Origin of the sequence: Massilia sp. LC238 (assembly GCF_000735635.1) — a bacterium.
Classification (GTDB): Bacteria; Pseudomonadota; Gammaproteobacteria; order Burkholderiales; family Burkholderiaceae_D; genus Telluria; species Telluria varians.
The window spans coordinates 132,507-146,864 of record NZ_JNNN01000081.1; the positions used below are offsets into that span (position 1 = coordinate 132,507).

15 protein-coding genes and 2 tRNA genes are annotated in these 14,358 nt (G+C 63.3%); 9 read left to right on the forward strand and 8 right to left on the reverse strand.

Features of this window, described 5'->3' with window-relative positions; genetic code table 11:
- Position 1 precedes the first annotated feature (1 nt).
- From FG94_RS24785 to FG94_RS24810, 6 genes are read left to right on the forward strand one after another with little or no spacing between them, the layout of a single operon-like run.
- On the forward strand, positions 2–2,101 hold the full coding sequence (locus FG94_RS24785; protein WP_036217271.1) for a hypothetical protein: 2,100 nt from the start codon (positions 2–4) through the stop codon (positions 2,099–2,101).
- Between the two features lie 52 nt (positions 2,102–2,153).
- Complete coding sequence (locus FG94_RS24790) at positions 2,154–4,193, forward strand: hypothetical protein (RefSeq protein ID WP_152571125.1); 2,040 nt, start codon at positions 2,154–2,156, stop codon at positions 4,191–4,193.
- A 44-nt stretch (positions 4,194–4,237) separates the two neighbouring features.
- Complete coding sequence (locus tag FG94_RS24795) at positions 4,238–4,618, forward strand: hypothetical protein (RefSeq protein ID WP_036217276.1); 381 nt, start codon at positions 4,238–4,240, stop codon at positions 4,616–4,618.
- Positions 4,618–5,082, forward strand: a complete 465-nt coding sequence (locus FG94_RS24800; protein ID WP_036217278.1) for a glycoside hydrolase family 73 protein — start codon at positions 4,618–4,620, stop codon at positions 5,080–5,082. Before FG94_RS24795 ends, FG94_RS24800 begins: the two co-directional genes overlap by 1 nt.
- Entirely contained in the window at positions 5,079–5,576 is a 498-nt protein-coding gene (locus FG94_RS24805) for a hypothetical protein (RefSeq protein ID WP_036217280.1), read from the forward strand. Before FG94_RS24800 ends, FG94_RS24805 begins: the two co-directional genes overlap by 4 nt.
- A complete protein-coding gene (locus FG94_RS24810; RefSeq protein WP_036217281.1) occupies positions 5,573–5,752 on the forward strand; it encodes a hypothetical protein in 180 nt (59 codons plus the stop codon). Before FG94_RS24805 ends, FG94_RS24810 begins: the two co-directional genes overlap by 4 nt.
- 182 nt (positions 5,753–5,934) lie before the next feature.
- Here FG94_RS24810 and FG94_RS24815 read toward each other — a convergent pair whose 3' ends face one another.
- From FG94_RS24815 to FG94_RS24840, 6 genes are all read right to left on the reverse strand, one after another.
- A complete protein-coding gene (locus tag FG94_RS24815; RefSeq protein WP_036217283.1) occupies positions 5,935–6,294 on the reverse strand; it encodes a hypothetical protein in 360 nt (119 codons plus the stop codon).
- Positions 6,295–6,423: 129 nt separating this feature from the next.
- On the reverse strand, positions 6,424–7,035 hold the full coding sequence (locus FG94_RS24820) for a hypothetical protein (protein ID WP_036217284.1): 612 nt from the start codon (positions 7,033–7,035) through the stop codon (positions 6,424–6,426).
- Positions 7,036–7,335: 300 nt separating this feature from the next.
- A tRNA-His gene (locus FG94_RS24825) sits at positions 7,336–7,411 on the reverse strand.
- A gap of 75 nt (positions 7,412–7,486) precedes the next feature.
- Positions 7,487–8,356 (reverse strand): glutamate racemase, encoded by an 870-nt coding sequence (murI, locus tag FG94_RS24830; protein ID WP_036217286.1) that lies wholly within the window; start codon positions 8,354–8,356, stop codon positions 7,487–7,489.
- A 45-nt stretch (positions 8,357–8,401) separates the two neighbouring features.
- On the reverse strand, positions 8,402–9,937 hold the full coding sequence (locus tag FG94_RS24835; RefSeq protein WP_036217288.1) for a fumarate hydratase: 1,536 nt from the start codon (positions 9,935–9,937) through the stop codon (positions 8,402–8,404).
- A 21-nt stretch (positions 9,938–9,958) separates the two neighbouring features.
- Positions 9,959–10,561, reverse strand: coding sequence for a TIGR00645 family protein (locus FG94_RS24840; RefSeq protein WP_027866879.1), 603 nt, complete (start codon positions 10,559–10,561; stop codon positions 9,959–9,961).
- Positions 10,562–10,768: 207 nt separating this feature from the next.
- On the opposite strand from FG94_RS24840, the gene acs reads away from it, so the two are divergent.
- A complete protein-coding gene (gene acs, locus FG94_RS24845; RefSeq protein ID WP_036217290.1) occupies positions 10,769–12,766 on the forward strand; it encodes an acetate--CoA ligase in 1,998 nt (665 codons plus the stop codon).
- An 81-nt stretch (positions 12,767–12,847) separates the two neighbouring features.
- Here the strand turns inward: acs and FG94_RS24850 are convergent, their stop codons facing one another.
- On the reverse strand, positions 12,848–13,138 hold the full coding sequence (locus FG94_RS24850) for a KTSC domain-containing protein (RefSeq protein WP_036217292.1): 291 nt from the start codon (positions 13,136–13,138) through the stop codon (positions 12,848–12,850).
- A 25-nt stretch (positions 13,139–13,163) separates the two neighbouring features.
- The gene (locus FG94_RS24855; RefSeq protein WP_036217294.1) at positions 13,164–13,529 is read right to left on the reverse strand and encodes a VOC family protein; all 366 of its coding nucleotides are present in this window, start codon (positions 13,527–13,529) and stop codon (positions 13,164–13,166) included.
- 79 nt (positions 13,530–13,608) lie between these two features.
- On the opposite strand from FG94_RS24855, the gene FG94_RS24860 reads away from it, so the two are divergent.
- Both FG94_RS24860 and FG94_RS24865 read left to right on the forward strand, forming a co-directional pair.
- The gene (locus FG94_RS24860) at positions 13,609–13,923 is read left to right on the forward strand and encodes a helix-turn-helix domain-containing protein (protein WP_161784000.1); all 315 of its coding nucleotides are present in this window, start codon (positions 13,609–13,611) and stop codon (positions 13,921–13,923) included.
- A gap of 90 nt (positions 13,924–14,013) precedes the next feature.
- Positions 14,014–14,104, forward strand: a tRNA-Ser gene (locus FG94_RS24865).
- Positions 14,105–14,358: the final 254 nt, after the last annotated feature.

The window sequence follows — 14,358 nt, forward strand, 5'->3', positions numbered from 1 at the left end:
TATGGCGACCATCGAACAACTGAGTGCCGCACTCGTCAAGGCGGACGCCGCTGGCGATACTGCAGCTGCGCGCGCACTGGCGGCTGAGCTGCGCCGCGTGAGGTCGGCCCAGCCCCCTGTGCCCGCGACCGCGCCCGCGTCGGCAGCAGTCGGCAACACCTTCACCGACGGCGTCAAGGGCGCCGCGGCAGGCGCCGGCCTTGGCTTCAGCAATGTCGTGTTCGGCGCGCAGCGCTTGTTCGGCAAGGGGCTGGCTGCCATGGACGATATCCTGCCTGGGAAGACGCCGAATTCGTCGCTGGGCCGGCTCGCCCGGTGGGTCGGCGACGATGCGGACGAGCGTAAGGCAGACGCAGCCCGGGCCAACGCCCCATACAAGGCCGCGAGCCCGCTGATGAACGCGACTGGCGAGGTGGCCGGCGGCATCGTGGCGACCCTGCCGGTCGGTGGCCTGCTGCCAAAAGCAGCTCTCTCCGCGACCGCCGCCAAAGGCGTTGCCGGCATCCTGCCCCGCGCCGGCCTCGCCGCTGGCGCGGGCGCGGCTTACGGCGGCGTGTCTGGTGCTACTGGGTCGAATGCCGATACTTTCGGCGGTATGCTGGCCGACGGTGCTGTGGCTGCGGGCACGGGTGCGCTCACTGGCGGGCTCAGCACCCCGGCGATCGCCACGGCCGGCGCCGTGTCCGGCAACATTGCGCAGCGCTTCTCTAAGACCCGTGCCGCTGACTTCGCCAAACAGAAGATCGCCGAAGCGTTCTCGCGCGACGCCCGCGGTACGCTGGCCACCGGCGGCCACATTAATCCGTTGAGCCAGATGGCAGCTCGCTTTTCCAAGCTCGGCGACGAAGCGGTCCTGGCCGACGCCGGCGGCCGCAACACGAACCAGCTGCTCGACACCCTGGCGACGCTCCCCGGCCGGACGAAGGAACAGGCCTACAACATGCTTCACCGGCGCACGGCCGGCGTCGGCTACCGCATGCGTGCGGCCGCCGAGGAAGCGCTCGACACGCAAGGCCAGCGCTTGCCGTCCACGGTGGATTCGCTGATCGCGCGCCGCCAGCGTGATTCGACGCCGCTGTACAACCAGCTGCGGCAGACGGACATCACCCCGAGCCCAGACCTGGCCGACATCGTGAAGGCCGCCGACGATCTGGGCGCGACCAAGATCGGCCGCGAGATCGCCACTGCGCGCCAGATGCCGTTCACGCTCGACAGCTCGGCACCGTCCCGCTGGAACATGGGCGACCTCGACCATGTGAAGCAGGGTATCGACCAGGTACTGGCCAGCCGCAAGGCCCTGAACCAGGATGGAACGCTGACCCCGGTCGGGCTCGCCTACCAGGCCCTGAAGACGCGGCTGATCGGTGCGCTGGACGACGCGACGACGAACCGCCAGACCGGCGAGTCGCTGTATCGGAAAGCCCGGGAGGCCTTCGCGGAGCCGTCCCGGCTGATCGATGCGGGCAAAGCCGGCCAGATGGCGATCAACCGCGACGAGGGAAGCATCCTCAGCATGATGCGGGGAATGTCCGACAACGAGCTGCAGGCCTTCCGCATCGGCGCTTTCGAAGGCCTGCGCGCGAAACTCGGCACCCAGGGCGGCCAGACCAACATCATGAACATGTGGAAGGAGCCGGCTACCAAGGAAAAGTTGCAGGCGATTTTCGGCAGCGAGCGCGCCTATCGTCAGTTCGCCTCGAGCGTGGCCAAGGAAGCGCAGCTCAAGCGCCTGCAGAGTGTCGGCGCCGGCTCGCAGACCGCAGCCCGGCAAGCCGGCATGGGTGACCTCGACATGGCGGCCCTGACGGAAGCGGGCGCCGCGGTCGGCGCTGCCAAGACCGGCAACTTGCTGACGGCGCTGGGATCCGCCAAGAATGTCTGGAACCGCGTGGCGCTACCGCAGGCCGTGCGCGACCAGATGGGCAACATGCTGCTGTCCCGCGGAGGGGAGGGCGCGCACACCCTCAACAGTCTCGCACCGCTGATCCAGAGCATCAACAGTCGCAACATGCTGCTGTCGAACCGCGTCGGCGTGCTGGGGGGAAATGTCAGCTCCACCCTGATGACACCGGCGTTGCCAGTGCAGCAGATTCCGCGATAACAGCAGCACCCGCAGCATCCACGGCCCGCCTTTCACCCGGCGGGCTTTTTTTATGTCCAAGCCCGGCGCCGACCGGGCAGAACCGAAGGCAACCATGACTGGCGTTATTGCGACCATTCCCCGGATCCAGTTCTCGAACGCGCTCGGCCTGCCGCTCGCCGGCGGGAAACTGACCACCTACCTGGCGGGCACCACCACACCCGAGCCGACTTACCAGGACCAGGACCTGACGATCGCCAACCCGACCACCATCACGCTCGATTCGACCGGGTCGTGCGTGCTGTGGCTGGACCCGGAAAAGAGCTACAAGTTCCTGTTGAAAAGCTCGCTCGGCGTCACCCAGCCCGGATGGCCTGTGGACAACATTAGCGGCGCGGCAAACGTCGTCTCACTTCAGCCTACCCTTGGCTTGTATGCGAAGTTAACGGTTCTGGCGGACGCGATTGGTTCTGCGCTGCTTGGCTTCATCCAGGCTGGAGCCAACGCGCTTAAGCGTACGGTGTTCGACAAGCTTCGAGAGGCTCCGCTCACGCCACAGGATTTCGGAGCGCTGCTATTCAATGCTGGCGCGAAGGACCCAGGCGATGGTCATAGCCACTACACGCCAACCTTCGAGTCCTGGAGGAAGGCGATCCAAGCCGCCCTCGATGCGGCCTCGCTGCGCGGCGGCGGTACCGTCCTCATTCCCTATCGCTCGACGCCGTACTTGATCGACGACTACCTGACGGTTGGGTCGAACGTGCGGATGAAATTCGAAGGGACGATCAAGCTGGCCGATTACACGACCATCGGTGGAATCTTGATCATTGAGGGCAGCAACGTCCTGATCGAGAATCCGCTAATCGACGGCAGCGGCATCTACGCGGGCGGGTCGGGGCAAAACGGCATCGGCATTATCTCCGGAAACCATATCCGAGTGCTGGGCGGCCGGATCGTGAATTGCGCGCGCGGCCAGGACTTCGTGACCATCGGTTCTCCGAATGACGGTGGCAAGGCCGTGCAGATCGAGGACGGAACTGGCGAGGACATTCTGATCGATGGCACGAGCGCATCGAACTGCTTCATTGCCTGGAGCTGCCTGCGGGATGGGGTGAACGCATCCCCGTTCTATGGCGTCCGCTTCCTGAACACCAAGGCGGACAACTGCGACATCCTGACGATGTTCAGGCAGATCAATTTGTCCGACACGACCGGCCTACAGCACACCGTCCAGTTCAGCAACTTCTACGCGGTCAACTGCGGCGCCTTCGAAGGCGTCATGCAGTTCTCGCGGGCTTCAAACATCATGGTGTCGGATGGACACGTTGTGAACCACCCGGGAGTCGTTACGACTTCGCTTATCCGGGGAAACCACCGCAACTGCAGTTTCAGCAACATCATGTTTTCGGGAAATGCGAGCGCGATTCTAGACCTCGACCCTGGAACCTACAGCCCCGACGCTTCGTACGCGCCGGATAACAACCGCTATGACATTCACCATGTGGGGACGGTCGGCTACCTGATCAATTCGAGCGGCTCTGTCTTAAAGAACAGCGGCGGCCGCTTCCAGCTGCAGAACGACGTGACAACGGGATTCTTCGGTTACGAACTGCGGAACGGCTACTCGACTTTCGAGGTATCCCAGGGCGGCAAAGCTGCCGTCGTCGGCACGAATACGAACTTCACCCCGTCGACTGCGGTGCAGAAGTTCGCGCAGCTACCGGTGAACTACAGCCTTCCGACGCTTCAATACCCGAGCGGTACATGGACTCCGGAAGACGGTAGCGGCGCGGGCTTGTCGCTCGCAGGATCGTACGGCGATTACACCAGAACCAGCGTAGTTTCCGCGTCGATGCGGGTCAGCTATCCGCCCAACGGTTCAGCTGCCGTCGCTCGGGTGACGGGCCTTCCGTTCGCGATGGCGAACAGAGGTGGCCGGGTGCTGCGCGGATTCTCGCTTGGGTTTAGCGACGTCGGCTTCCCGATAAGCGCAATCATCGCCAACGCTGGCGACAACTCCATGGTCTTCACGAAAGCGGACGGCTCGCTTGTCACGAATTCCGAGCTGGCCGGGAAAACCATCGACGGGATCATGACCTACTTCCCGGCATAAGCGGCAACCACCCTGAACACCACTACATCATGAAAGTACATCAAATGAGCGAACCAATTTCCGGCGCTGCCGGCGCAGCCGCTGGCTGGAAGATCATCGGCGGCTTGGCCGGCATGGGCGCGATCGGCGCCGCGCTGGCGGCCTTCGTCGTCATGAGCATGACTCGCCCGACGGACGAGAAGGAATGGCGCGTGGCCCTGGCCTGCACCTTGGTCGGCTCGATCGGCGGCGGCGCTGCGCTTGTCCGCTACCTCGGGATCCAGCACTGGGCGAACGATCCAATCGGCCTGGTGGGTCTGCTGTGCGCGGTATTCGCCTGCGGCCTGCCGGCCTGGGGACTGGTGCGCGCGCTGTTCAAGTACCTCGAAAAGCGCAAGGACGCGGATCTGGCGGACATGGTCAAGGAAGCAAAGGAGGTGCTGTGATGCCGCCGACTTCCTTCATCGCCCTGCTGCTTCCCGGCGCGCAGGAATGCCAGCGCGCCACCGGCATCCCGGCCAGCGTCACCATCGCCCAAGCCGCGCTCGAGTCGGGCTGGGGTGAGCGCGTACGCGGCAACAACCTGTTCGGCATCAAGGCCGACAAGGCCTGGAAGGGTAAGACCGTTGACGTGCCCACGCACGAGGTCATCAAGGGCCAGCGCGTGTTCGTGGTCGACAAGTTCCGCGCCTATGACGGTTGGGCCGAATGCGTCATGGACCGGGCGCGCTTCCTCAAAGCGAACCCGCGCTATGCGAAGTGCTTCCGCGAGACTACCGGCGAAGGCTGGGCGCGCGCCATGGCGGCCGCTGGCTATGCAACCGACCCGGCGTACGCCGACAAGCTGATCGCGGTGATGAAGGGCCGGAAGATGAGCCAGTATGACGTAGCCGCTCAGGTGCCCGCATGATGGCGCTGGAGCGACTGGCGGCTGTCGTACTGCTGGCAGTGGCCCTGGTGGTGGCTGGCTGGTTCGGCGTGCGCCACTACGGCGCCGCGCAGTACCACGCCGGCCACGCTGCCGCTATGGCCGCTGGTCGGGCCCAGCACGAACGCGATACCGCCGCCGCCCGCAAAACCGAGTCGGACCTGCGCGCGCAGCTGCGCGCCAAGGATGTCGACGCTCTACGACAGAAAGAGGAACATGCAAAAAATCTTGCGAATGCTCAGCGCCGTATGCGCTCTGGCGATGACAGCCTGCGCTGCCCCGCCGTACCAGCCGCCACCCAGGGCGGCGATCGATCCGCTGCCGCCGGACCTGCAGCTGACGGAGAAGGACCGGCAATTGTGCCCGAGGTTGCTGCAGAGATTCTCGGCGACGCCGCAGACGTTGCAGGACTCGTGCGGCGATACGAGCGAGTCGTCGAGCGCTTCGAGGCCTGCCGGGCGGTGAACGCGCAATGAGCAAGCTCGAGCTCCACGCCCACACCGACCAGGGCAGCACCCACGTGGCCACCGTCCACCGCGGCCTGGGCGACGACTCGCCGGTGCAGCTGATCAGTGCGCAGGAGCTGGCGCGGCTGCGGGCGGTGGAAGCGGAGCTGCAGGCGCTGCTTGCCCGCGACGTTCCACCGGCCTGAGCAACACCCGGCGGGCGAGCTCGAGCGATAGCCCATGGTGGAACAGCACGGTGGCGCCGGCCGCCGCGCCGTGGGAACGGGAGAGGTTGATAGCCAGGTCGACCAGGGTCGCGGTCAGGCGGTCGGTTCGCTTATGCATCGCGGCAGGATAGCAGGGGCCAGCGTCCTGCCCTTGATCCTGCTCAACCATCCTCGTCCGGCTCATCCAGCCGGGCATATTCGATCTGGTCGACCTTGGCAGCTGCCTCAAGCAGCGCCCGCTTCACCGCGTCGAAGAAGGCGCGGTGCTTCTCGTCCATCACCGGCCGATCCGGAAAGTCCTGGTGCCGGTTGAGCTGTATCGTGAAGTCGACCACCTCGCTGAGCGGCGACTCGACCATGAAAACGCGCTCTTCCTCCTGCTCGGCGCCCTCGATGAGCAGGGGTAGCACCGACTTGAACGGGTCGCCCCGGTCGCTGAAGTAGTGCACCAAGTGCGGCTCTAGTTGGCCCTCCTCGGGAATCTGCTCGATGGATGGGTGCTGCTGGCGTTTGATGAACACGGTGACTCCGCAGCGGCCGCGGCGAAAGCAGGGCCGAGAAATGTGGGGGATTAGACGGTGATGGTACAGAAGGCGAAAGTTTAACAGGGCACGCTCGACAGTATTGCCCGACCCGCTAAAGCGCGACCGCTACGTCGGCGCAGATCGGCTTGCAGTCTCACGGTCGCATGCATGTATCGCTACGTCCGCCGTACTGATGATCTGGCCAAGGTAGAAATCAGGATTGATCCCCTCAAGCAGCTCGGCGCGGTTTAGCGAAGCTACTACGGCTCGTTCCTTTTCAAGCTGGCGACCAGCCTCTGTCGCAAACTGCTGAATGTCATACGAAAGAAGAACAAGATACTCATGCGGGAATTCGAATGCGGGGAGCGCTACAAGCAGTTCTTTTGCCTTCCCCAGGCCTTCAGTAAAGTCGGACGGGATCGAAGTCGCTCCGCAATGGTCGCGAGTAGTCCGCACCTTTATGGCTTCGGTTCGGATATTTGCCATGATTACCTTGATAATTGCCAGTTTCCTGCGCTCGTCCGAATTCCTTCGTTCAACTTCTAAGCGGCGCTCGTGCTGGTGCTGATTATTTGCGACCATAAACACGCCCCCGATTGCCGCGATAGAGCCCACAGCTTGTACCCAAGCAGCAAGTCCAAACCTTTGCTCAGGCCAAGCATAGGCAAGGAAACAACAGAAAATTGCGAGGGCTAACAAAATAAAGAAGCCCTCAGCGATATTCCTAAATTTTTGCATGCGAATCCTTCAGAAAATCCGTTCAACCACTCTATGCTAGCCTCTTCGGTAGATGGCTACAAGAAACTAAAAGGTCTGCCGCAGCCGGTCCGGCAATAGGCGTAGGAAGTTGGCGGCGCCATCTCCAAGGCGGATTACCTCAGGGCGAGTTGCGTTGGGATCGAATATCTCAGAAAGCAAAAAAGCCACCTCAAGGGGTGGCTTTCACTTTCGGTACGTTGGAAAATCCATAAATCCGTTGGAAATTTCACTATCCGAAAAATCTAGATTCTCCTAACTACCTGAATCTAAATGAATTCTTGGGGTGGCTGATGGGACTCGAACCCACGACGACAGGAATCACAATCCTGGACTCTACCAACTGAGCTACAGCCACCACTGTCTTACTTCACTGTCTCGCTGTTTCCGAGACAGAACAAGATTATACAAAGCGCTTCCCGAACTGGCAAGTCTAAATGTGCGTGCCTGCCGGGTTCGAGAGCGTGGCGCCGATCGCGACCTCGTGCACGGGCGGATTTTGCCCCAGCAGGCTGGCGAAGGCGGCGTCCAGGCCGGTGCCGCTGGCGCTAGTAAATCCTTCCAGGTGTGCTGCCTCGCCCCCGGCTGGGCGCAACAGCTCCGCGGCCTCGAGCAGGCGCGCCAGCTGGCGCGCCACGGCGTCGCCGGTGTCGATCAGCGTCACCTCGGCATCGGTATGCCGGCGGATCACGCGCTCGATCGAGGCCTGCACCAGCGGATAGTGGGTGCAGCCGAGCACCAGGGTGTCGGCGCCCTGGACCAGAAGCGGGGCGATGTAGCGCTCCAGCATGGCGTCCAGCGCCGGCGCGCCCGGTTCGCCGAACTCGATCTGGTCGGCCAGGCCCACGCAGGCTTGCAGGAGGAAGCGCGCGCCGGTCGCTTCGACGATCTGGTCGCGCAGCAGCAGGAATTTTTCGCCGGCGAGGGTGCGCTCGGTAGCCAGCACGCCGACCGTGCCCTTGCGGGTGCTGGCCGCGCCGGGTTTCAGGCCCGGCTCGACGCCGACGATCGGCATGTCGGGATAGCGCTCGCGCAGGATGCGTACGGCGGCGACGGTGGCGGTATTGCAGGCCACCACCAGCGCCTTGACGCCACGCGACACCAGGAAGGCGGCGATGCCGAGCACGCGCTCGATGACGACGTCTTCCGGCTTGTCGCCGTAGGGAGCAAAGCCGGAATCGGCGAAATACAGGAGATGTTCGTGCGGCAGCTGCGCCTGGATGTGGCGCAGTACCGACAAGCCGCCGACGCCCGAGTCGAAGATGCCGACCGGGGCGCCAGGGGAGAGCGTGGGTGTGGTCATGGTTGAAAACGCGGGCGTATCGATCGATCCGCCCGCGCGATTCAATCAGGCGGTGGTGACCGGGATGCCCTTCAGCGACTCGATCTTGGCCGACCATTCCTTCGGGCCGGTGTTGTGCACCGAGGTGCCGGTCGAATCGACGGCCACCGTCACCGGCATGTCGGTCACGTCGAATTCGTAGATCGCTTCCATGCCCAGGTCCTCGAAGCCAACGACTTTCGCGGACTTGATCGCCTTGGAGACCAGGTAGGCCGAGCCGCCCACCGCCATCAGGTAGGCCGACTTGTGCTTCTGGATCGATTCGATTGCCGCCGGGCCGCGCTCGGCCTTGCCGATCATCGAGATCAGGCCGGTCTTCTCCAGCATCATGTCGGTGAACTTGTCCATGCGGGTCGCGGTGGTCGGACCTGCCGGGCCGACGACCTCGTCGCCCACCGGGTCGACCGGGCCAACGTAGTAGATCACGCGGTTGGTGAAGTCCACCGGCAGCTGCTCGCCCTTGGACAGCATGTCCTGGATGCGCTTGTGCGCGGCGTCGCGGCCGGTCAGCATCTTGCCGTTGAGTAAGAGGGTCTGGCCCGGCTTCCACGAGGCGACTTCCTCTTTGGTGAGGGTGTTCAGGTCGACGCGCTTGGACTTCTCGGTGTCCGGGGTCCAGTGCACTTCCGGCCAGGTGGACAGCGCCGGCGGTTCGATGTAAGCCGGGCCCGAGCCGTCCAGCACGAAGTGGGCGTGGCGGGTGGCGGCGCAGTTCGGGATCATCGCCACCGGCTTGGAGGCCGCGTGGGTCGGGTACATGTTGATCTTCACGTCCAGCACGGTGGTCAGGCCGCCCAGGCCCTGGGCGCCGATGCCCAGCGCGTTGATCTTGTCGCACAGTTCGATGCGCAGTTCTTCCAGCTTGTTCTGCGGGCCGCGCTGCTTCAGCTCGTACATGTCGATGTCGTCCATCAGCGACTCTTTCGCCATCAGCATCGCCTTCTCGGCGGTGCCGCCGATGCCGATGCCCAGCATGCCCGGCGGGCACCAGCCGGCGCCCATCAGCGGCACGGTCTTCATGACCCAGTCGACCAGCGAGTCGGACGGATTCAGCATCACGAACTTGGTCTTGTTCTCCGAGCCGCCACCCTTGGCCGCCACTTTCACGTCGACGGTGTCGCCCTCGACCAGTTCCATGTGGACCACGGCCGGGGTGTTGTCCTTGGTGTTCTTGCGCTCGAAGTGCGGGTCGGCCACGATCGAGGCGCGCAGCTTGTTGTCTTCGAAAGCGTAGGCGCGGCGCACGCCTTCGTTGACGGCGTCGGTGACGGTGCCGGTGAAGCCTTCGAAGCGCACGCCCATGCCGATCTTCAGGAACACGTTGACGATGCCGGTGTCCTGGCAGATCGGGCGCTTGCCCTCGGCGCACATGCGCGAGTTGGTCAGGATCTGGGCGATCGCGTCCTTCGCGGCCGGGCTTTGCTCGGTCTCATACGCGCGCGCCAGGTGCTGGATATAGTCGGCCGGGTGGTAGTAGCTGATGTACTGGAGGGCTGCCGCGACCGATTCGATGAGGTCGCTCTGGGTGATAACGGTTGCCATGGATTTCTCGATCAGGAGTAATTAATGTTTCGAATGCGTGGTCATGACGATGCGGTCGGTGTAGGCGATGGCCATCGCCGACAGCAGGAAGGCGATGTGGATGATGGTCTGGAACATCATCGTGTTGTTGCTGTAGTTCGCCGCGTTGATGAAGGTCTTCAGCAGGTGGATCGACGAGATGCCGATGATCGCCATCGCCAGTTTCGTCTTGAGTACCGAGGCGTTCACGTGGGACAGCCATTCGGGCTGGTCCGGGTGGCCTTCGAGGTGCATGCGCGACACGAAGGTTTCGTAGCCGCCGACGATGACCATGATGAGCAGGTTCGAGATCATGACCACGTCGATCAGGCCCAGCACCACCAGCATGATGGTCGTTTCGGTCAGCTTGGTCGGACGCGCGGCGCCCGGGACGGTGACGACGTCCAGGATGTGCTCCAGCGACGCGGCATTGCCTAATGCGGCGCCGATCAGGTCCTTGAGCTCGACCCAGAAGTGGAACACATAGACGCACTGCGCCAGGATCAGGCCCAGGTACAGCGGCAACTGCAGCCAGCGGCTGGCGAAAATCAGGTTGTTAAGCGGACTGAGCTTTTTTGCTTCGTTTGGGGGAATTAACTGCGCCATCGGGATCTGGGTTCCTGGATGCTGGACAAATTACAGCCGAGCATTCTACACCCGCTTGCACGGCTTTGCGGGTTCTTCGCCGCTTTGCGGCGAGGTTGGTAGAATGGCATTCCAGCAGAAGGCATGCTTGCGGAGCCATGTAAGGGCTCAGTAAGCGAGGGCCCCTAAGGTGTTCGGTAAAACACTTACTAAACTATGGAGACTAGCATGGCCGAGAACGAGACCCAGCAAGAAGAATTCACCCTCCAGGAAAACCGTGTGTTCCCGCCGCCGAGCGAGTTCGCCGCCAAGGCCGCCATTTCCGGCATGGAAGCCTACGAAAAGCTGTGCCTTGATGCCGCCAGCGACTACGAAGGCTTCTGGGCCCGCCTGGCGCGCGAGAACATCGACTGGCAGAAACCCTTCACCAGTACCCTCGACGAATCGAATGCGCCGTTCTACAAGTGGTTCGCCGACGGCCAGCTGAACGCGTCCTATAACTGCCTCGACCGCAACCTGACCAACGGCAACGCGGACAAGACCGCCATCATTTTCGAGGCGGACGACGGCACGGTCACCCGCGTCAGCTACCGCGAGCTCTACGCCCGCGTCTGCAAATTCGCCAACGCCCTGAAGTCGCGCGGCATCAAGAAGGGCGACCGCGTCATCATCTACATGTCGATGTCGATCGAAGGCATCACCGCGATGCAGGCCTGCGCCCGTATCGGCGCCACTCACTCGGTGGTGTTCGGCGGCTTCTCGGCGAAGTCGCTGCAGGAACGCATCATCGACGCCGGCGCCGTGGCCGTCATCACCGCCGACGAGCAGCAGCGCGGCGGCAAGTCGCTGCCGCTGAAGGCCATCGTCGACGAGGCGCTGGCGATGGGCGGCTGCGACACCATCCGCGACGTCATCGTCTACAAGCGCACCGGCGGCAACATCAATTTCAAGGAAGGCCGCGACCTCTGGCTGCACGAGCTGGTCGACAGCCAGCCGGCCGAGTGCGAGCCGGAATGGGTGGATGCCGAGCATCCGCTGTTCATCCTCTACACCTCGGGCTCGACCGGCACCCCGAAGGGCGTCCAGCACTCGACCGGCGGCTTCCTGCTGTGGGCCGCGCTGACGATGAAGTGGACCTTCGACATCAAGCCAAGCGATGTGTTCTGGTGCACCGCCGACATCGGCTGGGTCACCGGTCACACCTATATCTGCTACGGCCCGACCGCGGTGGGCGCCACCCAGATCGTGTTCGAAGGCGTGCCGACCTTCCCGCATGCCGGCCGCTTCTGGGAAACCATCGCCAAGCACAAGGTCTCGATCTTCTACACCGCCCCGACCGCGATCCGCTCGCTGATCAAGGCCTCGGACGTGGACGAGAAGGTGCATCCGAAGAACTTCGACCTGTCGAGCCTTCGCCTGCTGGGTTCGGTCGGCGAGCCGATCAATCCGGAAGCCTGGATGTGGTACTACAAGAACGTCGGCCAGGAACGCTGCCCGATCGTCGACACCTTCTGGCAGACCGAGACCGGCGGCCACATGATCACCCCGCTGCCGGGTGCGACCCCGCTGGTGCCGGGCTCGTGCACGCTGCCGCTGCCGGGCATCATGACCGCGATCGTGGACGAAGCCGGCAACGACGTGCCGAACGGGCAGGGCGGCATCCTGGTGGTAAAGCGCCCGTGGCCGTCGATGATCCGCACGATCTGGAACAACCCGGACCGCTTCCGCACCAGCTACTTCCCTGACGAACTGGGCGGCAAGTACTACCTGGCCGGGGACGGCGCGGTGCGCAACAAGGACACAGGCTACTTCACCATCACTGGCCGTATCGACGACGTGCTGAACGTGTCGGGCCACCGGATGGGCACGATGGAAATCGAGTCGGCGCTCGTGGCGCACCCGATGGTGGCAGAAGCCGCGGTGGTGGGTAAACCTGACGACACCACCGGCGAGGCGATCTGCGCCTTCGTGGTGCTGAAGCAGGCGCGCCCGAGCGGCGAGGATGCCAAGAAGCTGGCGACCGAGCTGCGCAACTGGGTGGGCAAGGAAATCGGCCCGATCGCCAAGCCGAAGGAAATCCGCTTCGGCGACAACCTGCCGAAGACCCGCTCCGGCAAGATCATGCGCCGCCTGCTGCGCGTGCTGGCCAAGGGCGAGACCATTACCCAGGACGTGTCGACGCTGGAAAATCCGGCGATCCTGGAACAGCTGAAGGAAACCGCCTGATGGCGGGTGCGTCCGCCTGAACCGGCGGGCGCGGAAAGATCCTGAAAGCGCCGCCCTGTTTCGACAGGGCGGCGCTTTTTTTCAGGAGTCGTCCGGATTGCCGCCGAAGGCTTTCATCAAGGCCTCGCGGTCGAGGGCCTTCTTGTGCGGATCGACGCCGGCGCGGCCGCGGCGGCCGCTGAACTCTTCCTCGATGTTGTCGCGGTAATAACTCCAGGGAGAACCGGAACTCGACAGCTTGCGCCAGACTTCAAGGCCAACGGCGTCGTAGTCGATGGCGCTGCCGTCGTCGAATTCCACGCGCAGGATGCGTTCGCGCGCGTCATAGCCGATGGCGCGCAGCTTGCCGGCGTTGATCTTCTTCATTTCCATGGTGCTTCTCCTGTCCGCGGCTGTATCAGGAAGACGATAGCACGAAGGTATTGCCGTCCGGGTCCTTGAACTTGGCGAACGAGCCCCACGGCTGCACGGTCGGCGGCTCGATGAATTCGACGCCGCGCTGGCTCAGCTGGCGGTAGGTCGCTTCCACGTTGTCGCAGGCGAAGGCGCCGTTGAAGAAAGTACCGATGCGGTCTTCCTGACCATCCGTCGTGAACAGCACGACGCGGGTGCCGGACGAGGCGATGCGCAGCTCGATCCAGCGCTTGCCCGGGCCCATCGGCTGGTCGGTCGAAATCTCGAAGCCCAGCTTGTCGGTGTAGAAGGCGAGGGCGCGGTCCTGGTCCGAGACCGGGATGCTGACGAATTTCAGTTGGGTGATCATGGTGGATTCTTGTGGTTGTGGTGGCGAGCATTATCGTGGCAGACTCGCGGCTGAGTGTGTTTTAATGACTATAGTATTCATGACTACCCGACAGTCTTCGCTTGATGCCTATGTGTTCGAGGTCTTGATGCCTGACCTGGTCGGCCATGACCGGCGGCCTGCCGCCTTCGTCGTCTATCTCTATCTGCTCCACAGTGCGGAGGCGCTCGGCCGCGACCAGGTGCCGGCGAGCCTGCAGACGATCGCGCTCAAGACCGGCTTGTCGAAGTCGGCGGTGCAGGTGGCGCTGCGGCACCTGAAGCGGCGTGGGCTGGTGGGGGAGGACGAGGTCGGGACGCAGGTGAACCCGGTGCGGCAGGTGCTGCGGCCTTGGCGCCGGCGGCTGGACGCCTGAGCTTACGTGGTGACTGTTGCCAGAACAGTCTTGTATAGCAGAGAAACCTTGTTATAATAGGCGGCTTCGTGGACACACGAGACCCCATCAGGAGAGATGGATGAGTGGTTTAAGTCGCACGCCTGGAAAGCGTGTATAGGTTCATAGCCTATCGGGGGTTCGAATCCCCCTCTCTCCGCCAGGAATACAAAAACAAATGGCCACCCTCGGGTGGCCATTTGTTTTTGTTTCATGGCGGAGAGAAGCAAGGCGCCTGCGCGCCTTGCGTGGGGGATTCGAAGCCTTGCGCGTACTCGCGCAAGGGCGGCCTGAGATAGCCCCTTGATTCACCAGACACAGTCGATGCTGTATCCTTACGGATAGGAATAAGACTGTGAGTATGACTAGGAACAACCAAACCATCGAAGTCGTGACGGTGTCCGAAGAGCGACGCCG

Bases quoted from the DNA above. Each gene is read 5' to 3' on its own strand.
- FG94_RS24785 (WP_036217271.1), top strand. From the start codon at position 2: ATGGCGACCATCGAACAACTGAGTGCCGCACTCGTCAAGGCGGACGCC.
- FG94_RS24790 (WP_152571125.1), top strand. From the start codon at position 2,154: ATGTCCAAGCCCGGCGCCGACCGGGCAGAACCGAAGGCAACCATGACT.
- FG94_RS24795 (WP_036217276.1), top strand. From the start codon at position 4,238: ATGAGCGAACCAATTTCCGGCGCTGCCGGCGCAGCCGCTGGCTGGAAG.
- FG94_RS24800 (WP_036217278.1), top strand. From the start codon at position 4,618: ATGCCGCCGACTTCCTTCATCGCCCTGCTGCTTCCCGGCGCGCAGGAA.
- FG94_RS24805 (WP_036217280.1), top strand. From the start codon at position 5,079: ATGATGGCGCTGGAGCGACTGGCGGCTGTCGTACTGCTGGCAGTGGCC.
- FG94_RS24810 (WP_036217281.1), top strand. From the start codon at position 5,573: ATGAGCAAGCTCGAGCTCCACGCCCACACCGACCAGGGCAGCACCCAC.
- FG94_RS24820 (WP_036217284.1), bottom strand. From the start codon at position 7,035: ATGCAAAAATTTAGGAATATCGCTGAGGGCTTCTTTATTTTGTTAGCC.
- murI (WP_036217286.1), bottom strand. From the start codon at position 8,356: ATGACCACACCCACGCTCTCCCCTGGCGCCCCGGTCGGCATCTTCGAC.
- FG94_RS24835 (WP_036217288.1), bottom strand. From the start codon at position 9,937: ATGGCAACCGTTATCACCCAGAGCGACCTCATCGAATCGGTCGCGGCA.
- FG94_RS24840 (WP_027866879.1), bottom strand. From the start codon at position 10,561: ATGGCGCAGTTAATTCCCCCAAACGAAGCAAAAAAGCTCAGTCCGCTT.
- acs (WP_036217290.1), top strand. From the start codon at position 10,769: ATGGCCGAGAACGAGACCCAGCAAGAAGAATTCACCCTCCAGGAAAAC.
- FG94_RS24850 (WP_036217292.1), bottom strand. From the start codon at position 13,138: ATGGAAATGAAGAAGATCAACGCCGGCAAGCTGCGCGCCATCGGCTAT.
- FG94_RS24855 (WP_036217294.1), bottom strand. From the start codon at position 13,529: ATGATCACCCAACTGAAATTCGTCAGCATCCCGGTCTCGGACCAGGAC.
- FG94_RS24860 (WP_161784000.1), top strand. From the start codon at position 13,609: ATGACTACCCGACAGTCTTCGCTTGATGCCTATGTGTTCGAGGTCTTG.